Genomic DNA, 19,492 nt, shown 5'->3' on the forward strand with positions numbered 1-19,492 from the left:
TTTGCATTATTCCAGATCAAGGGTGAGCAGCACCCAGTCATGTTTCTTGTCCTGCCCGATGCGCTCCAGCGCTTCGAGCCGTTCAATTTCCCTGAAACCATGCGCGGCATAAAGCGACAAGGCCACCACATTGGTGCTTTCGGTAATGAGGCTTATGCCAAGGTTTCCATTGCGGCGCGCAAGCCCGATTTCGTGTTGAAGCAATGCGCGTCCGATACCTTTGCCGCGGAATGGCCGGTAGACGCCGATACTGTCGATCAGACGGGTTCCCATGACCCTGCGCTTCAACCGCTCAAGCTGCGCCAGAACAGGATGTTTCTCCGGGGCCGCATTCTGTCTTTCATTCAGCGTAAAGCCGATCGACAGGCCAGCAACCTCGCCATTCCATTCCGCCATGGTAACGCCTTGCCAGGCTTGCGGTCCATCCGCGCGAAAATAATCGCGCCCACGTTCCATGGCCGTTTCACAACAGCCTTCAAGCACAGCGCCATACCAAAGCCAGGACGCAAAGCCATGTGAAGAGATATCGGCCAGAATGGCGATCTCTGCGGCTTCGCGGCGTTCAGCCGGGCGTAGTTTCAGTTGTCCAGCCATTGAAAAACCTCAGGCGTCGCACGCTATGCGACGCCTTTGCTGATGATTGATCAGACCAGCATACCAAGCGGGTTTTCAATATAGCGCTTGAAGGCCTGTGCAAGTTCCGCTGCAAGCGCACCATCAACGGCACGGTGGTCGGTTGACAGGGTGACGGACATGACATTCGCCACCTTCATCTCGCCCTTTCTGACCACAACACGTTCCTCACCGGCACCGATTGCAAAGATCGTTGCATGCGGCGGATTGATGATCGCGGCAAAGTCTTTCACACCGAACATGCCAAGGTTGGAGACAGAGGTCGAACCACCCTGATATTCTTCCGGCTTCAGCTTGCGCTCACGCGCACGCTTGGCCAGATCCTTCATTTCATTGGAAATGACAGACAGGGTCTTGGTTTCGGCATGACGCACGATTGGCGTAATCAGACCGCCCGGAATGGACACGGCCACGCCGACATCCGAGCGTTTGTGCTTGATCATGCCGCCCTCAGTCCACGACACATTGGCATCCGGTACATCGCGCAATGCAAGTGCGGTTGCCTTGATGATCATATCATTGACAGACAGCTTGTAAGCCGGAACTTCACCAGCATCCGTCCTGATCTTTGGTGCTTTCGCATTGATTTCAGCACGCAGTGCCAGAAGCGCATCCAGTTCACAATCAATCGTCAGATAGAAATGCGGAACCGTCAGCTTTGATTCCATCAGACGGCGAGCAATCGTCTTGCGCATATTGTCATGCGGAACGATTTCATAGGAACCTTCCTCAAACAGCTTGAGAATGGTTTCATCAGCCATGCCGGTCGGAACTGTCGCAGCCGGAGCGGATGCGCCCGCAGATGCAGCGGCAGCAACAGGCTTGGCCACGCCCGATTTGATGGCTGCTTCCACATCACGCTGGACAACACGACCATGTGGGCCGGTTCCGGTGAGGGCTGCAATGTCAATGCCAGCTTCCCGGGCAAGACGACGTGCCAATGGTGAGGCAAACACACGCTCTCCTCTCGCAACCGGAGCTGCCACCGGTGCCGCAGGGGCCTGTGTCTCAACCGGTTTGGTTTCCGGCTTGGCGGCTTCAACCTTCGACGTTTCCACCTTGGCAGGCTCGGCCTTGGCTTCTGTCTTCGGCGCAGACGCCGCAGCTGCAGAAGCAACATCCTCGCCATCGGCTGCAACAATGGCAATCACCGCATTGACCTTGACGCCTTCCGTACCGGCCGGGACGACGATCCTGGCGATCGTTCCCTCGTCAACGGCTTCCACTTCCATCGTCGCCTTGTCGGTTTCGATTTCAGCAATCACGTCGCCAGGTTGGATCCTGTCACCTTCCTTGACCAGCCATTTCGCCAGCTTGCCCTCTTCCATCGTTGGGGAGAGCGCTGGCATGGTAATATTGATCGACATATCCAGTCCCTCCTCAGGCAGTGTAAGTTACGGCCTTGACTGCTTCCACCACTTCGGCAACGCTTGGCAAGGCAAGCTTTTCAAGATTTGCAGCATAAGGCATTGGCACGTCCTTGCCGGCAATGGTCAGGATCGGCGCATCGAGATAGTCAAAGGCCTGCTGCATGACGCGGGTGGCAATTTCCGTACCAACGGATGACTGCGGGAATCCTTCCTCGACCGTGACCAAACGGCCGGTCTTCTTCACCGACTCCACAACCGTCGGAATATCCATCGGACGCAGCGTGCGCAGGTCGATGATTTCAACATCAATACCGATGGCCGCCAGTTCTTCGGCTGCCTTGACCGCATAGGTCATGCCAATACCGAAGGAAACAATGGTTGCATCCGTGCCCTGCTTGTGGATGCGCGCCTTGCCGATCGGCAGCACAAAATCATCAAGCTTCGGCACATCAAAATGCTGGCCATAGAGAATTTCGTTTTCGAGAAAGATCACCGGATTTGGATCGCGAATCGCAGCCTTGAGCAGGCCCTTGGCGTCAGCCGCCGTGTAAGGCATGACGACTTTCAAGCCCGGAATATGGCTGTACCAGGCCGCATAGCACTGCGAATGCTGCGCTGCGACACGGGCAGCCGCACCGGAAGGTCCGCGGAAGACAATCGGCGCGCCCATCTGGCCGCCCGACATATAAAGCGTCTTGGCCGCCGAATTGACGATCTGGTCAATCGCCTGCATGGCGAAGTTGAAGGTCATGAATTCAACGATCGGCTTCAGACCAGCCATGGCCGCACCCACGCCAACACCGGCAAAACCATGCTCGGTGATCGGCGTATCGACCACACGACGCGAGCCGAATTCATCAAGCAGACCCTGCGTGACCTTATAGGCCCCCTGATACTGGGCAACCTCTTCGCCCATGATAAAGACATCGTCATCACGGCGCATTTCTTCCGCCATCGCATCGCGCAGCGCCTCACGCACCGTCATCGATACCATTTCTGTACCAGCCGGAATATCCGGATCAGAGGCAACTTCCACCTTCGGCTGTGCCGGTACACTTGCTGGAGTGGAAACAGCAGCCGACGCTTCAACAGCCACATCCTTCGGCGCTTCCGTCTTGGCGGCAGGGACAGCAACATCAGCAGCCGTCTCCCCCTCGGCCAGCAGGATGGCAATCGGCGTATTCACTTTCACGCCTTCCGTGCCAGCCGCAACGAGAATCTTGCCGAGCGTGCCTTCATCGACCGCCTCGACTTCCATCGTTGCCTTGTCGGTTTCGATTTCAGCAATGACATCACCGGCAACGATCTTGTCGCCTTCATTTTTCAGCCATTTGGACAGTTTGCCCTCTTCCATCGTCGGGGAAAGGGCGGGCATGAGAATTTCTACAGACATGACAAACCTTCCTCGAACCTAGAGCAGAACATCCGTATAGAGCTCGGATACATCCGGCTCTGGATCATTTTGAGCAAACTCGGCAGCATCAGCGACGATTTCACGTACCTGCCGGTCGATCTCCTTCAGTTCGTCTTCGCTTGCCCAGCCCTTTTCGATCAGGCGCTGCTTGACCTGTTCAATCGGATCATGTTCGGAGCGCATTTTCTGCACTTCTTCCTTGGTGCGATATTTCGCCGGATCCGACATGGAATGACCACGATAGCGATAGGTCAGCATTTCCAGAATAAGCGGCCCCTTGCCGGAACGCGCCCATTCAATCGCATAGTCGCCTGCAGCCTTCACGGCGCGAACATCCATGCCATCAACCTGAATGCCTGGAATATTGAACGAAATACCGCGCTTGGAAAAATCCGTCTCGGCCGAAGAACGGCTGACGGACGTGCCCATCGCATAGCGGTTGTTTTCAATCACATAAATTGCAGGAAGCTTCCACAGCGAGGCCATGTTGAAGCTCTCATAGACCTGCCCCTGATTGGCCGCGCCATCACCGAAATAGATGACGGCAACATGATCATTGCCGCGATATTTGTTGGCAAAGGCCAGACCCGTTCCAAGCGGAACCTGCGCACCGACAATACCATGGCCGCCGTAAAAGCCCTTCTCTTTCGAGAACATATGCATCGAGCCACCCTTGCCCTTGGAGTAGCCTCCACGACGGCCGGTCAGCTCGGCCATGACACCGCGCGCCTCCATGCCGGTTGCCAGCATATGTCCGTGATCACGATAGGAGGTGATGATCTGGTCACCTTCCTTCAGGGCCATCTGCATGCCGACAACGACAGCCTCCTGACCGATATAAAGGTGACAGAAACCACCGATAAATCCCATACCGTAAAGCTGACCGGCCTTTTCTTCAAAACGGCGAATCAGAAGCATTTCACGGTAAGCGCTCAGTTCCTGAGACTTGTCAAAACTGGCTGGCGCAGGTGCCTTGACAGTCTGCACAGGCGAAGTCTGCGCTTTGCTGGCAGACGCCTTTTTTGCTCTCGGTGCCATATAACGCTCCCTATTTATATTTATGATGTCAGGTTACACAGGCCTTAATCATGATACAATTACACCTAAAGCAAAGCTGACACTCTGCCAAGGCCTTATAATAACAAGACAAAAACACTATTAACCAGATTTCGGTTAATTCGACCGCCCGCCACGCGGAACAATGATCGTCAATTCGTCTGTATGGGAGAGATTAAGCGCCCGACGAGCCTGTTCGTCAAGCATGTCTTTTTCGATCGAGCCGTCGCGCAAAAGCGCGACACGCGCGTCCAGCGCCTTGCGTTCGGCCTCAATATCGGCAAGCTGCCGGATGAGCTCGGCCTTCTGCTCTTCAAGCTGCATACGGGCATAAAGACCAAATTCGCCATGATAGGCGTGATAGCCAAAATAGCTGAGAAACGCCGCCGTGAGCAAAGGCATGATGAAATAGCCACGGATCGATTTACGCTTCTGCTTGGTCCACATGTCCGCTTCCTTTCGGGAATTCAGATCCGGCGAATCCGGTTTCCTGATCACCAAACCGAATTGCACCATGAAGCATCATTTTGCTTAACAGAGATTTACCATGCGAGACACTGCGCGAAACTTTCGCCTTCTTCAGCCACATGCGGCCGGCTGTCACGCAACATGGAAGCCTTGGCTGAAATGACGTGAACCGTCGGGATGGCGCAGAGAAAGCGAAGTCTTGCGAGACCTTTTCAGGTCTTTTTCGACAGGTCAATCAAACAGGATGGCCCTGTCGAACGGATGAGCCACGTCACACCCGAAATATCCGCAGCCTTGCGTCAAGTCACCGAACCCAAAGCAGTTCCAGGAAAAGTGGGTACCGGTTTCTACCCGCGACTGCAGACAAACAACAGGGTGGAGCAATCAGCGTTTCCGTGAAACGGAATTGCCCTAGGCAGATTGCCTTGACTACTCTCGCATTTCTGCACCATTTCCACCAAATGGACGCCCCTTGGGCTTATATGGATGGATGCGAAATAAAAACGGCGCCCCGAAGGGCGCCGCTGCAAGAGATCATGAGCCGTCTCAGAGGAATTTCAGAGCGCTGCGGCCTGCATAGCGCGCCTGTTTGCCCAGTTCTTCTTCAATACGGATCAGCTGGTTGTACTTCGCCATACGGTCGGAACGGGCCAGCGAACCGGTCTTGATCTGACCGCAATTGGTTGCAACGGCAAGATCGGCAATGGTTGCATCTTCGGTTTCGCCCGAACGGTGCGACATGACAGCCGTATAGCCAGCCTTGTGTGCGGTTTCGACCGCATCAAGCGTTTCCGACAGCGAGCCGATCTGGTTGACCTTGACCAGGATCGAATTGGCAACGCCCATGCGGATACCATCCCGCAGGCGTGCCGAATTGGTAACGAACAGATCGTCGCCAACGAGCTGACACTTCTTGCCGATCAGGTCGGTCAGATATTTCCAGCCTTCCCAGTCATCCTCGGCCATGCCGTCCTCGATGGTGACAATCGGATAATCGTTCACCAGCTTGGCCAGATATTTTGCCTGAGCCTTTGGATCACGGATCTTGCGCTCGCCTTCATAGACGTAATTACCGTCCTTGAAGAATTCGGTCGAAGCGCAGTCAAGGCCAAGCGCAATGTCTTCACCCGGCTTGAAACCAGCCTGAACAATCGATTCCATGATGAAATCAAGTGCCGCCTGTGCGCTTTTCAGGTTCGGCGCAAAGCCGCCTTCATCGCCAACATTGGTGTTGTGGCCAGCATCTTTCAGGCGCTTCTTCAGCGTATGGAAAACTTCCGCACCATAGCGCACGGCTTCACGCACCGACGAGGCACCAATCGGCAGGATCATGAATTCCTGGAAATCGATCGGATTGTCCGCATGTGCGCCGCCATTGATGATGTTCATCATCGGCACCGGCAGGACGTGGGCATTGGCACCGCCGACATAGCGATAAAGCGGCAGGCCGGTTGCCTGTGCTGCAGCCTTGGCTACGGCCAGCGAAACGCCGAGAATGGCGTTGGCACCGAGATTGCCCTTGTTCGGCGTGCCATCGAGTTCGATCAGCGTCTGGTCGATCAGCAGCTGGTTTTCAGCCTCAAGACCGGCAATGGCATCAAAGATCTTGCCATTGACCGCTGCAACGGCTTTTTCAACCCCCTTGCCGAGATAACGGCTGCCACCGTCACGCAGCTCAATGGCTTCATGTGCGCCTGTCGATGCGCCTGAAGGCACAGCCGCACGGCCGAACGAGCCATCTTCCAAAATCACGTCAACTTCGACGGTCGGGTTGCCACGGCTGTCGAGAATCTCGCGGCCGAGGATGTCGATGATTGCAGTCATAGGAACCAGTCCTTCTCTAGAGATCGCCATGTCAACAGACGGGCGCTTTGCAGAAATCCTTTGCAAAAGTTCCTTACAGAACGAAAAGGCGAAGGAAAATCCCTCGCCTCATGAAATTCTTACTTAAATTTTTAAAGCCCCTTGGCAATGCGGTCAAAAGCCATCAATTTTGCCAGAAGCCCTTCCATTTTATCGATCGGCACCATGTTCGGCCCGTCAGAAGGGGCATTGTCAGGATCCTGATGGGTCTCGATGAAGACCCCCGCAACCCCGACAGCCACGGCAGCACGTGCCAGTGTCTCGACGAATTCACGCTGACCGCCGGAAGATGTCCCCTGCCCGCCCGGCTGCTGTACCGAATGAGTCGCATCAAAAATCACCGGCGCACCAAAGCCAGCCATGATTGGCAGTGAGCGCATGTCGGAGACCAGCGTATTATAACCGAATGAGACGCCGCGCTCGGTTGCCAGCACATTCGGATTACCACTTTCTGTGATCTTGGCCAGAACATTCTTCATGTCCCAGGGAGCAAGAAACTGGCCCTTCTTCACATTGATCACACGTTCGGTCCTGGCCGCGGCAACCAGAAGATCGGTCTGGCGGCACAGAAAGGCCGGAATCTGCAACACATCCACGACCGGCGCCACGATGGCACATTGCTCCTCGGTGTGAATATCGGTCAGCACCGGAAAGCCGAATTCCTTTTTCAGGTCGGCAAAAACGTCCAGCGCCTTTTCAAGCCCGATACCGCGCTGCGCCTTGAGCGAGGTGCGGTTGGCCTTGTCAAAGCTTGACTTGTAGACAAGGCCAATGCCGAGCCTGTCGGTGATTTCTTTCAAACGACCAGCCATGTCGAAGGCATGCTGACGCGTTTCCATCTGGCACGGGCCTGCAATCAGCGCGAAAGGCGCGCTGTTGGAGAAAGTCACATTGCCAGCTTTGACAGTCGTTTGCGCGGTCATTGATTGACACCTTCAAATAGGAACAGCGTGCCCTGCCCTGAGGCTGCCGGCACCAGAATACGGCCGTCCTTCCGTTCAAAAGCGACACCGTTGCGATCAAGAAGCTGCTCCAGCACGGCAAGCGAAGCAGTGTTGAATATCAATCCGGCAAGCCGCAGGCCGCGTCCATGCAGGTCTGGCACATGGCCACCGAAGCGGCTCGCAAACAGCCTTGCCGGGATTGCCTCTATATTGCAATTGCTGAGCCGGAATTCCAGTGTTCCGTCATTGCCCTTTGTCATCGCAGCATGAAAGAGGCCCTGCAACAGCGCCGCAAAATCCCCAGGCTCCGTCTCGCACATGAGAATGCTGCGCAAGCCCACAACGCCATTGGCATGCACGGTCAGATGCGAGCGATCCGTCTTCGGATAGGCCAGACGCTGGCAGGTGAAGAAAAAGGCATCTGGTGCACGCAGATCCGCGGCAAAGGCCAGCCGGAAGCTTGCCTTTTCGCGCTTGCCTTCGGCATTGACAAAGGCACGCGAGAACTCGACCATCTGTCCGCCGGAAATGCCCCTGCGCTTGAATTCGGCATGGTCGGCGCGTGAATCCGCGGTCTTGAAGGCAATGCCGGAAAAACCATCCGCGCCATTACGGAAACGATAGGCCTGATCGCGCAGCGTAAAGCTGTTTGAGCGCACATTTGCCGCCTGATAAAGCGCCGGGCGATCCACAGCCAGCATTTCGAGATAGGTATCATCGGCAAAAAAACTGCACGCATTGGCAGTGCCGAAAGGATGTTGCGCATCGGGCGCAACCGTAAAACCCAGCCGGGTCAGTCTCGCGCGCGCCTCAGCCAGTTGCGCCACTGGAAGCACCAGATGGTCAACCGCACGGGCATTGCGCGCGAGATCATTCTTCATGCGTCATACCAAACGGCTCTGCTCGATTGCCGCCTCGATGAAGGAGGCAAACAGCGGATGCGGTTCAAACGGACGCGACTTCAGTTCCGGGTGGTACTGCACACCGATGAACCATGGATGGTCAGGATATTCCACCGTTTCCGGCAGAACGCCATCGGGCGACATGCCGGCAAATTGCAGGCCGGCTGCTTCAAGGCGATCCTTGTAGTCAATATTGACTTCATAGCGGTGGCGGTGACGTTCCGAAATTTCGGTCGCACCATATATCTGCGCAATCTTGGAGCCTGGCTTGAGTGCCGCTTCATAAGCACCAAGACGCATCGTACCGCCGAGATCGCCGGCTTCGGCACGCTTTTCCAGCATGTTGCCACGCAGCCATTCCGTCATCAGGCCAACAACCGGTTCATCGGTCGGACCGAATTCGGTCGAGGAGGCATTCTTGATGCCGACCAGATTGCGCGCAGCCTCGATACAGGCCATCTGCATGCCAAAGCAGATGCCGAAATATGGCACCTTGCGTTCACGCGCAAATTTCGCCGCCAGAATCTTGCCTTCCGAACCGCGCTCGCCAAAGCCACCCGGCACGAGAATACCGTGAACCTTTTCTAGATAAGGTGCCGGATCCTCATGTTCGAAGACTTCCGACTCGATCCAGTCGAGATTGACCTTCACCTTGTTGGCAAGGCCCCCATGATGCAGCGCCTCGATCAGCGACTTGTAGGCATCCTTCAGACCGGTATATTTGCCAACAATGGCGATGGTGACCTCGCCTTCCGGATTGTGCAGACGGCTGGAAACTTCTTCCCAGCGATCCATGCGTGGCTTTGGTGCCGGATCAATGCCGAATGCGGCCAGAACTTCCGAATCAAGCCCTTCCTTGTGATAGGCCATCGGCACATCATAGATGGTGGCCACATCAAGCGCCTGAATGACCGCACTTTCACGCACATTGCAGAACAGCGACAGCTTGCGGCGTTCCGAGTCCGGAATTTCGCGGTCTGCGCGCACCAGGAGGATATCCGGTGCAATGCCGATCGAACGCAGTTCCTTGACCGAATGCTGCGTCGGCTTGGTCTTCAGTTCACCTGCCGCCGGAATATAAGGCATCAGGGTCAGATGGATATAGACAGCCGCACCACGCGGCAGCTCATTGCCCAGCTGACGAATCGCCTCCAGGAACGGCATGGCTTCAATATCGCCAACCGTGCCGCCGATTTCGCACAGGACGAAATCAAAATCCTCATTACCTTCAAGAATGAAACTCTTGATCTCATCGGTCACATGCGGAATGACCTGAACCGTCGCACCGAGATAATCGCCGCGGCGTTCCTTCTCGATGATGTTACGGTAAATGCGACCGGTAGTGATATTGTCCTGCTTGTTGGCAGGACGGCCGGTGAATCGCTCATAGTGACCGAGATCAAGGTCGGTTTCGGCACCATCGTCAGTGACGAACACCTCACCATGCTGGTAAGGCGACATCGTGCCGGGATCGACGTTCAGATAAGGGTCGAGTTTACGGATACGCACGCGGTAGCCGCGTGCCTGGAGGAGTGCAGCCAGTGCTGCTGCGGCAATGCCTTTTCCGAGGGAGGAAACCACGCCGCCTGTGATGAAAACATATCGCGCCATGGGCTTACCTCGTTAGACTGTCCTGATTGATTCCGCCACAAAAAAATGCACTCGCCTGCAACTTTTTCACAATGCCTAGCGAATTTGACACGATCAGCAGCAAGAATCGGCGTTGAACAAAGAAAAACCGGAGAATTCTCTCCGGACAGCTCTGGTGATCTCTTACCAATCACTGCCCATCTTTTCTATGCCGAAGCCCAAAATCCACAGGCTTCTCATCATGGGAGCCGGCAACAGAAATGGCCGGACAATGTCCGGCCATTGCACCGATTTCAGAGCAGATTAAAGAACGATCACTTCCGTACCAATGCTGACCCGATCAAACAGATCCATCACATCTTCATTGGTCATACGGAAGCAGCCATTGGAGGCCGAGCTGCCGATCGTCCATGGCTGGATCGTGCCGTGAATACGGACATAGGTATCCTTGTTGCCCTGGAACAGATACATGGCGCGCGAGCCAAGCGGATTGCCCGGACCACCATCCATGCCGTTCTTGTATTTGCCATACCGGGCCGGATCGCGTTCGATCATTTCCTTGGTCGGAATCCAGCGCGGCCATTCGCGCTTGGCGTTGATCGTTGCCTTGCCCTTGAATTCAAGTCCCTGTTTGCCGACGGCAATGCCGTAACGACGCGCGGTGGTTGGCGTTTCAACGAAATAGAGGAAACGCTGTTTCGGATCGATCACGATCGTGCCTGGCTTGTAACCAGAAAACGCAACTTCCTGGGCGCGGTATTTCGGATCGATATTGTACTTGTTCAGACTGACCGTTTTTGCTGCAGCCTTGGCAGTGTTCTTCTTCTTTGCCTTGCCAGGCTTTGCTTTCGCATCCGTGGTCAGGTTGACCTTGTTGACATTGGAGGCAGACGCAGCTGCCTGCGCATCCGCATTGACTGGTGCGGAAAATGCTGCCCCTCCCAGACACAAACTGGCAATGCCAGCAATGAGGATTTGGCGTGAAAACATGGTCATATTCCAAAAGCCTGAAATGCAGTGACGGTTCGGTCGCTCTTTTGCGTCAACTGACGTTTTGCCTGTCCATAACGCAATTCGGCGGCCTTCTCAATTCGGCCTCAACATCCGCCGAACGATTCGACCGCACTATTGCGTAGCTGCAACAGTTTGCTCCCATTTTGTTAATAAAATAAAAACCGGCCCTCACGAGCCGGTTTTCCATGTCCAAAATGGGCCTGCTTACTGTGCGCTTGGCACCTGGCTTGCAGGTTCACTTGGCGCTGCCGGAATGTCACTTGGCTGTTCTGCCGGTGCAGGTGCTGATTCTTGCGTTGCCGGCGCGCTGTTGCTGCCCGGCCCGCCAAGCTGGTCAAGAATGCCACCGCCACTTGCAGGCGCAGACTGTCCCCCCACTGCTTCAGGAATACGATCCAGAATATCCGTCGGACGTTCACCATAACGCGCCATGATGCCAAGCGTCAGCGAGGTGATGAAAAAGCCAAGCGCCAGAATGGCCGTGGTGCGCGTCAAGGCATTGGCTGCGCCGCGCGCGGTCATGAAGCCCGAACCGCCGCCAATTCCCAAACCACCGCCTTCCGAGCGCTGAATGAGCACGACGCCAACGAGAGCCAGCACGATCAACAGATGAATGACAATGACTACTGTCTGCATAGGTTACAGTTCTTTATATCTTTGTACTGCCAGCTACCTTTGCCTGACCGGCGATGAAGCGAGGCTGCAACATAACAATCTTGTTGCCGCTCTTTACACGCTATCGCCGCATAATCCAAGCCCCGCCCCCCCGATTTGCGCCAAGGTAATTCGCTCAGAGATTGCGATAGGTCTCACATATGGCGAGGAAATCGGCCGCTTTCAAGCTTGCCCCGCCGACCAGCGCGCCATCCACATCGGCAACGCCAAGCAGTTCGCCGGCATTGGATGGCTTGACCGAACCACCATAGAGAAGACGCAGATGCGCGCCCTTGGCGCCATAGCGTTCAATGAGCTGTTCACGCATGAAGGCATGCACTGCCCGCACATCCTGCACGGTTGGTGTCAGTCCCGTGCCAATTGCCCAAACCGGCTCATAGGCAATGATCGTGTTGCTGGCGTCCACATCATCCGGCAGAGAGCCGGCAAGCTGCGCGCCAATCACATCCAGCGTCTTTTCCGCCTTGCGTTCATCCGCCGTTTCACCCACGCAGACAATGGCGACAAGACCGGCAGCCCAGGCAGCCCTTGTCTTGGCATTGACCATCTCATTGGTCTCGTGATGATCGGTGCGGCGTTCGGAATGACCGACAATGACATAGGTTGCGCCGGCTTCCTTCAGCATTTCCGCTGAAATATCACCCGTATGGGCACCAGACACCTTTGCATGGCAATCCTGCCCGCCAAGACCAAGCGTTTCGCCTTCCAGCGTTTCAGCCGCACGAGAGAGCAGCGTTGCCGGCACACAGATCGCCGCATCAAGCTTACGGCCGAGATCCGAGCTGAGACCGGCGGCAATCGCGCGCAATTCTGTCAGAGACTCACCCGTTCCATTCATTTTCCAGTTGCCAGCCACAAATGGTCGGATTCCTGGGGTCATGTCATTCTCCCTCGCCTTGGCGTAACGCTTTCACGATGCCACAGATTTTCTGCATCGATTTTTTGCTCTGACTAAGCATATTCGTGCCGCAATGCAATTGTTCTACGGAGCATTATTGAATCAGACGCTTGCATATCCGGCTTGCTTAAGGTTATCCCCAAGGCAAGGAGTGCCCGGATGATGCCGGGCGACACATCAGTTTCAAAGGGTTTGCTATGCTTGAAAGCCTGCGCTCAGCCGCCCAATCCTGGATAGCCAAGATCCTGCTTGGCATACTCATTCTGAGTTTCACCGTTTGGGGCATTGCAGATGTCTTCCGTGGCGGAATCAATGGCAATGCTATCCTGATCGCAGGTGGATCAGAAGTCAGCCCGGATGATTTCCGCTTTGCCTACGAACAGCAGTTGAGCCGCCTGTCACAGCAGTTCCGTCAACGCCTGACGCGCGAACAGGCAAAAGCGATAGGGCTCGACAATCAGGTCTTGAGCGAGCTTGCGGCCGGTGTCGTACTGGATGAACAGGCACGCAACATGCAGCTTGGCCTGTCCAAGGATGGCATTGCCCGGCTGACCGCGGAAGATCCGGCCTTTCATGACGCCAGCGGACGTTTCAACCGCCAGCTGTTCAATGTTGTTCTGCGTCAGGCAGGAATCCGCCCCGACGATTATCTGGAAAACCGCGCCAAGGTGGCACGCCGCCAGCAGATTGTGGAAGCTGCGACCGATGGCCTGAAAATGCCAGCAACCATGCTCAAGGCCCTTGCCCTTTACCAGGGTGAAAGCCGCAATGTCGATTTCCTGACGGTTCCGGTCGAAAAGCCGGACGCCATCCCCAATCCGTCCGATGATGTATTGAAGACCTATTTTGACGAGCACAAGGACGAGTACAAGGCGCCGGAATACCGCAAATTCACCTATGTGAAGCTTGAGCCATCCGACATTGCCGATCCGGCTGCGATCACGCAGGAAGAAATTCAGGCCTATTACGACAAGAACAAGGATCGCTACGGCACGCCTGAAAAGCGCACGATCGAGCAGATCAATTTTACCGACATGGCTTCAGCCAAGGCCGCACTCGACAGGATCAAGGCTGGAACAGGCTTTGAGGATATCGGCAAGGAACAGGGCAAGACGGGTGATGATCTGAAGCTTGGTACTTTTGAAAAGAGCGCCTTGCCGGACAGCGCCATTGCCGAAGCGGCCTTTGCCCTGCCACTGAACGGTGTCAGCGATGTTGTCGAGGGTGCCTTTGGTCCGGTTCTGTTGCGCGTTACCGCCATCGAACCAGGTCATACCAAGACACTTGCAGACGTCTCGGATGAAATCCGCAACACGCTTGCAACCAATCAGGCACTCAATGACCTTTCCGGCGTGCATGACGCCTATGAGCAGGATCGTTCGGAAGGCAATTCCATGGCCGATACGGCAAGGAAGCTCAATCTGAAGACCGTGACCATTGAAGCGGTTGATGCGGAAGGCAATGATCCTTCCGGCAAGCCTGTTGATCTTCCCAATACACAGGCGCTGCTGCCAGCCGTGTTTCAGGCTGATCAGGGCTTTGACAATGATGCGCTGACGCTCGGCAACAATGGCTATCTCTGGTATCAGGTCGATGACATCACCCCGGCGCATGATCGCACGCTTGATGAGGTCACGGACAAGGTCATTGCTGCCTGGAAGGAAGAAGAAGCTGCCCGTCGCCTGACAGCACGCATGGAGGAGCTGAAGAAACGCGTTGATGGTGGCACAACGCTTGATGCACTTGCCAGCGAACTGGGACTTGAAAAGCAGACCAGGATGGGTGTGACGCGCGCAACCAATGATGCCAGCATCGGATCAGCGGCGGCAGCGCAGATTTTCCGTGGTCCCGATGGTCTCGTCGGCATAGCCCCGGCCCCGGCGGGCAATGCGCAGATCCTGTTCAAAGTGACGTCCGTGACCGAACCGGCTGGTGCGGGCGCAGACTCCATTCCTGAGGCACAGCGGAACTATCTTGCCCGTGCTGTTTCCGATGATGTTCTGGAACAGCTTGTTGGTGAATTGCAGAAACAATATCCGGTCAGGGTCAACCAGGATCTTCTCAACCGCGTCCTGGCATTCTGATCGAGGGGATAAGCAAATGGCAGATATGAAACCATATATCGCCAAGGCAGCTTCTGGCGTGCCGCTGTCGCGTGAGGATGCCGAGGCTGCTTTCGACATCATGATGTCCGGTCAGGCCACGCCATCGCAGATTGGCGGTTTTCTGATGGCGCTGCGCGTGCGTGGCGAGACCGTGCCGGAAATTGTCGGGGCGGTTGCCTCCATGCGCTCGCGCATGCTGCCGGTCAACGCCCCTGAAAATGCCATCGATATTGTCGGCACCGGCGGCGACCAGTCCGGCTCCTATAATGTGTCGACCTGTGCCGCCATGGTAGTTGCAGGCGCTGGCGTTCCGGTGGCCAAGCATGGCAATCGCGCGCTCTCCTCTCGTTCCGGCGCGGCCGACACGCTGGCCGCCCTGGGCATCAATATTGAAGCCGATGCCGAAACCATCAGCCGCTGCATCAGCGAAACCGGCCTTGGTTTCATGTTTGCTCCCATGCACCATTCGGCCATGCGCCATGTCGGCCCGTCGCGTGTTGAGCTCGGCACACGCACGATCTTCAATCTTCTGGGCCCCCTCTCCAATCCGGCCAGCGTCAAGCGTCAGCTGGTTGGTGTCTATTCGCCGGAATGGGTCGAGCCTGTCGCCCATGTGCTGAAGGATCTTGGCTCGGTTGCCGCATGGGTTGTGCATGGCGACGGTCTTGATGAAATGACCACCACCGGGGCGACGAAAATTGCCGCGCTCGAAAATGGCAAGGTTCGCCTGTTTGAAATCACGCCGGAAGAAGTCGGACTTGCCCGTGTCGAGCCGCAGGCGCTCAAAGGTGGCGATGCGGCTGAAAATGCCGTTGCACTGCGCGCCGTGCTGGATGGCGCGAAAAACGCCTATCGTGATATCGTACTCCTCAATGCAGGTGCAGCACTTGTCATTGCCGACAAGGCTCAAGATATAAGACAGGGCATTGAGCTTGCTGCACAATCAATTGATACTGGCGCGGCATTGACCGTATTGCAGAAACTGATTGCCGTTTCCAACGGCATGTCTGCCTGATCGAGGAACAAGCATTGTCCACCGACATTCTCCGCAAGATTGAAGCCTATAAGCGCGAGGAAATTGCCGCTGCCAAGGCAAAGCTGCCGCTTGATGAACTGAAGGCGCGCCTTGTTGATCAGGACAGGACACGTGGCTTCAAACAGGCGCTGGAAGCAAAGCGCGCTGCCGGACAGTTTGCGCTGATTGCCGAAATCAAGAAGGCAAGCCCGTCCAAGGGGCTGATCCGGCCCGATTTCAACCCGCCAGCACTGGCAAAGGCCTATGAACTTGGCGGGGCTGCCTGCCTTTCCGTACTCACCGACACACCATCCTTTCAGGGCGCACCAGAATTCCTGACCCAGGCACGCGCTGCCTGCAACCTGCCTGCCCTGCGCAAGGATTTCCTGTTCGACACCTATCAGGTTTATGAAGCACGCAGCTGGGGTGCCGATTGCATCCTGATCATCCTGTCCAGTGTGGATGATGACCTTGCCAGGGCGCTTGAGGAAACCGCCTTTGAACTTGGCATGGACGCGCTTATCGAAGTGCATGACGAAGCCGAGATGGAACGCGCGTTGAAACTGTCATCGAAACTGGTGGGCGTCAATAACCGCAATCTGCGCACCTTTGAAGTCGATCTCGCTGTTTCCGAACGACTCGCAAAGATGGTGCCGTCAGACCGTTTGCTCGTCGGTGAAAGCGGCATTTTTACCCATGATGACTGCCTGCGGCTGGAAAAAGCCGGTATTGGTACATTCCTGATCGGCGAAAGCCTGATGCGCAAGGCCGATGTGGCGGTCGCCACGCATGAACTACTGACCGGCAAGGCCTGACCATGGTATCCAGGCTCACACATATCGACCAGTCTGGCGCGGCCAATATGGTCGATGTCGGCAACAAGGACGAAACGGATCGCATCGCCATTGCCGAAGGCGCGGTGAAAATGAAACCGGAAACGCTTGCCCTCATTCTGGAGGGCAATGCGGCCAAGGGTGACGTCATCGCAACAGCGCGCATTGCAGGCATCATGGCAGCCAAGAAAACGGCTGATCTCATTCCGCTTTGCCACCCGCTGATGCTGAGCAAGGTTGCCGTCGACATCACCCCGGATCATGATCTGCCGGGGCTCCATGTTCGTGCCATCGCCAAACTCAAGGGCCGCACAGGTGTGGAGATGGAGGCACTCACGGCCGTTTCCGTCACATGTCTGACAATCTATGACATGGCCAAGGCAGCCGACAAACACATGGAAATCACGGGAATTCGTGTGGTTGAAAAATCCGGTGGCAAATCGGGCGACTGGAAAATCTGATTTCACCTGCCGTAACAGAGGCGCACATGTCCATGCTGTCCGTCGATGAAGCGCTTGAGCGCATCCTGTCCTCCGTCATGCCAACCGGTACAGAAACCGTGCCGATTGCCGAGGCTGGCAACCGGATTCTGGCAGAACCTGTCATCGCCAGACTGAATCAGCCGCCTTTCGACTGCTCGGCCATGGATGGCTATGCGCTGATTGCGCCAGAGCCGGTCACCTACCCTTTTACGGCTGAAATCATTGGCGAATCGGCTGCGGGCATGCATTTTACTGGCACGCTTCACCCCGGACAGGCCGTGCGCATTTTCACAGGCGCCCCCTTGCCTGATGGCGCGGATACGGTTGTCATACAGGAAAACACCGCGCGTACCGGCAATCAGGTTACGATTCTTGATGGTGTCAGCAAGGGCCGCCATATCCGTCGTGCCGGACTTGATTTTACCATGGGCGAGATGCTGGTCGAAACGGGAACAAGACTTGATGCGCGTCACCTTGCCCTGACTGCTGCAAGCGGCAATGCCACCGTGACGGTGGCGAAAAGGCCGCGCATCGCCATCCTTGCAACCGGCAATGAACTCGTGCTTCCCGGCACGCCTCCCGGCCCGGATCAGATCATTGCATCAAATAATTATGCCATCGGCGCGATCGTCCGCAGCGCCGGCGGCATTGCTGATGACCAGGGCATTCTGCATGATAATCTCGACATGATCACCACCGCGATTGACGCGGCGATTGCACGCGGATCCGACATTATTGTCACCTCTGGCGGCGCTTCTGTCGGAGACCATGATTATGTTGCCGCCGCCCTCAAGGCAAATCAGGTCGAGATCGGCTTCTGGAAAATCGCCATGCGCCCCGGCAAGCCGCTCATGTATGGACGAAAAACCATTAGCGGCCGAGTGGTGCATTTTCTAGGACTGCCCGGCAATCCGGTTTCAAGCTTCATCTGCAGCCTCGTCTTCCTGCGCCCGCTCATTGCGACACTCACAGGCCTGAAACAGACCGTCACACCGCAGCCAGCCATCCTCGGTGTCGACATGCCAACCAATGGCGAACGCCGGGATTTCGTCCGCGTCAAGCTGGAATCAGATGCAACAGGACGGCTTGTCGCTACGCCTTTTCCGGTGCAGGATTCTTCCATGTTGACAGCTCTGGCAAGGAGCGACGCCATTCTGATCAGGCGCGAAAATGCACCAGCCGCCAGGGCCGGCGATGACTGCGAGATCGTTCCCTTATGATAAAGAGCGGAAAATCAGCACCTATCGTTCTGTTTTTACTGCCAAATCGTAAACCCACCCGGCAGATGCCCGACAAACATGACGTTTCGGTCTTTTGAAAAGCGGAACAGGCTTTAATCTTTTTAAAACCATTGCAGAACAAGACTGGAACATATAGTGTTCGTTCTGGTTTTGTTTTTCTCGATTCTGTCGGAGGGCCGTTCGCATGTTAACCCGCAAACAGCACGAGCTTTTGCTGTTTATACACGAGCGACTGAAAGAAACGGGCATTCCGCCATCCTTCGATGAAATGAAGGAAGCGCTTGACCTTGCCTCGAAATCCGGCATCCATCGTCTGATCACGGCGCTGGAAGAACGCGGCTTCATCCGTAGGCTTCCCAACCGGGCACGCGCGCTGGAAGTTGTCCGCCTGCCTGATTCCATCGCCCCTGGGCTCAATGCGAAGAAGAAGTTCGCGCCAAGCGTGATCGAAGGCAGTCTCGGCAAGACACCACTGCCGAACAATGCAATTCCCATCTCGGCCAATAATGACTCGACCCGCACGGTTTCCGTGCCTGTCATGGGCCGCATTGCAGCCGGCGTACCAATCTCGGCCATCCAGAATCAGACCCACATGCTGAACCTGCCACCGGAAATGATCGGCCCCGGTGAGCATTATGCACTTGAAGTCAAGGGCGACTCGATGATCGAGGCCGGCATTTTTGATGGCGACACGGTCATCATCAAGCGCAGCGACAGCGCAACGCCGGGTGAAATCGTGGTGGCTCTGGTCGATGATGAAGAAGCAACCCTGAAACGCTTCCGGCGCAAGGGCGACTCCATCGCGCTTGAAGCAGCCAATCCGGCCTATGAAACCCGGATCTTTGGCCCTGACCGCGTACGCGTACAGGGCAAGCTGGTGGGGTTGATACGCCGCTATTAATGCGCCCTCGTCAAGGTGCCCCCTTATGATACACTGTCGAAATGCGCCAGATCGCGCTTCCGCATGTGGCGCTTCAAATGGACAGATT

The 19,492-nt window shown here is 55.9% G+C and carries 18 protein-coding genes; 6 read left to right on the forward strand and 12 right to left on the reverse strand.

Annotated elements, in window-relative coordinates:
* Positions 1–6: 6 nt before the first annotated feature.
* From ACFO1V_RS08490 to tpiA, 12 genes are all read right to left on the reverse strand, one after another.
* Positions 7–594: a GNAT family N-acetyltransferase gene (locus tag ACFO1V_RS08490; RefSeq protein WP_374829446.1), complete on the reverse strand. Its 588-nt coding sequence runs from the start codon at positions 592–594 to the stop codon at positions 7–9.
* Between the two features lie 50 nt (positions 595–644).
* A complete protein-coding gene (locus tag ACFO1V_RS08495) occupies positions 645–2,000 on the reverse strand; it encodes a pyruvate dehydrogenase complex dihydrolipoamide acetyltransferase (RefSeq protein ID WP_380075073.1) in 1,356 nt (451 codons plus the stop codon).
* A gap of 13 nt (positions 2,001–2,013) precedes the next feature.
* Positions 2,014–3,396 (reverse strand): pyruvate dehydrogenase complex E1 component subunit beta, encoded by a 1,383-nt coding sequence (locus ACFO1V_RS08500; RefSeq protein WP_374829444.1) that lies wholly within the window; start codon positions 3,394–3,396, stop codon positions 2,014–2,016.
* 18 nt (positions 3,397–3,414) lie between these two features.
* A complete protein-coding gene (gene pdhA, locus ACFO1V_RS08505) occupies positions 3,415–4,455 on the reverse strand; it encodes a pyruvate dehydrogenase (acetyl-transferring) E1 component subunit alpha (RefSeq protein ID WP_374829442.1) in 1,041 nt (346 codons plus the stop codon).
* Between the two features lie 135 nt (positions 4,456–4,590).
* Positions 4,591–4,920 carry an FtsB family cell division protein gene (locus ACFO1V_RS08510; protein WP_374829440.1) on the reverse strand — a complete coding sequence of 110 codons (330 nt, stop codon included), beginning with the start codon at positions 4,918–4,920 and terminating at the stop codon, positions 4,591–4,593.
* 567 nt (positions 4,921–5,487) lie between these two features.
* Complete coding sequence (gene eno, locus ACFO1V_RS08515) at positions 5,488–6,765, reverse strand: phosphopyruvate hydratase (RefSeq protein WP_374829438.1); 1,278 nt, start codon at positions 6,763–6,765, stop codon at positions 5,488–5,490.
* A gap of 131 nt (positions 6,766–6,896) precedes the next feature.
* Positions 6,897–7,727 (reverse strand): 3-deoxy-8-phosphooctulonate synthase, encoded by an 831-nt coding sequence (kdsA, locus tag ACFO1V_RS08520; RefSeq protein WP_374829436.1) that lies wholly within the window; start codon positions 7,725–7,727, stop codon positions 6,897–6,899.
* Entirely contained in the window at positions 7,724–8,629 is a 906-nt protein-coding gene (locus tag ACFO1V_RS08525) for a VOC family protein (RefSeq protein WP_374829434.1), read from the reverse strand. Before ACFO1V_RS08525 ends, kdsA begins: the two co-directional genes overlap by 4 nt.
* Before the next feature lie 3 nt (positions 8,630–8,632).
* Entirely contained in the window at positions 8,633–10,261 is a 1,629-nt protein-coding gene (locus tag ACFO1V_RS08530; RefSeq protein ID WP_374829432.1) for a CTP synthase, read from the reverse strand.
* Positions 10,262–10,543: 282 nt separating this feature from the next.
* Positions 10,544–11,230, reverse strand: coding sequence for a L,D-transpeptidase (locus ACFO1V_RS08535; protein ID WP_374829430.1), 687 nt, complete (start codon positions 11,228–11,230; stop codon positions 10,544–10,546).
* A gap of 228 nt (positions 11,231–11,458) precedes the next feature.
* Positions 11,459–11,890, reverse strand: a complete 432-nt coding sequence (gene secG, locus ACFO1V_RS08540) for a preprotein translocase subunit SecG (RefSeq protein ID WP_374829428.1) — start codon at positions 11,888–11,890, stop codon at positions 11,459–11,461.
* A 154-nt stretch (positions 11,891–12,044) separates the two neighbouring features.
* Positions 12,045–12,809: a triose-phosphate isomerase gene (gene tpiA, locus ACFO1V_RS08545; protein ID WP_374829426.1), complete on the reverse strand. Its 765-nt coding sequence runs from the start codon at positions 12,807–12,809 to the stop codon at positions 12,045–12,047.
* A gap of 215 nt (positions 12,810–13,024) precedes the next feature.
* Here tpiA and ACFO1V_RS08550 point away from each other — a divergent pair, with 215 nt between their 5' ends.
* The 6 genes from ACFO1V_RS08550 (at position 13,025) to lexA (ending at position 19,404) form a co-directional block, all read left to right on the forward strand.
* On the forward strand, positions 13,025–14,911 hold the full coding sequence (locus ACFO1V_RS08550) for a peptidyl-prolyl cis-trans isomerase (protein WP_374829424.1): 1,887 nt from the start codon (positions 13,025–13,027) through the stop codon (positions 14,909–14,911).
* A gap of 16 nt (positions 14,912–14,927) precedes the next feature.
* The gene (gene trpD, locus ACFO1V_RS08555; protein ID WP_374829422.1) at positions 14,928–15,947 is read left to right on the forward strand and encodes an anthranilate phosphoribosyltransferase; all 1,020 of its coding nucleotides are present in this window, start codon (positions 14,928–14,930) and stop codon (positions 15,945–15,947) included.
* A 14-nt stretch (positions 15,948–15,961) separates the two neighbouring features.
* The gene (gene trpC / locus ACFO1V_RS08560) at positions 15,962–16,762 is read left to right on the forward strand and encodes an indole-3-glycerol phosphate synthase TrpC (protein WP_374829420.1); all 801 of its coding nucleotides are present in this window, start codon (positions 15,962–15,964) and stop codon (positions 16,760–16,762) included.
* Between the two features lie 2 nt (positions 16,763–16,764).
* Positions 16,765–17,241, forward strand: a complete 477-nt coding sequence (moaC, locus tag ACFO1V_RS08565) for a cyclic pyranopterin monophosphate synthase MoaC (protein ID WP_374829418.1) — start codon at positions 16,765–16,767, stop codon at positions 17,239–17,241.
* 26 nt (positions 17,242–17,267) lie between these two features.
* The gene (locus ACFO1V_RS08570) at positions 17,268–18,482 is read left to right on the forward strand and encodes a molybdopterin molybdotransferase MoeA (RefSeq protein ID WP_374829416.1); all 1,215 of its coding nucleotides are present in this window, start codon (positions 17,268–17,270) and stop codon (positions 18,480–18,482) included.
* Between the two features lie 205 nt (positions 18,483–18,687).
* Positions 18,688–19,404 (forward strand): transcriptional repressor LexA, encoded by a 717-nt coding sequence (lexA, locus tag ACFO1V_RS08575; RefSeq protein WP_374829414.1) that lies wholly within the window; start codon positions 18,688–18,690, stop codon positions 19,402–19,404.
* Positions 19,405–19,492: the final 88 nt, after the last annotated feature.

The sequence above is a fragment of the Daeguia caeni genome (genome assembly GCF_042653845.1).
Lineage (GTDB): Bacteria > Pseudomonadota > Alphaproteobacteria > Rhizobiales > Rhizobiaceae > Brucella > Brucella caeni.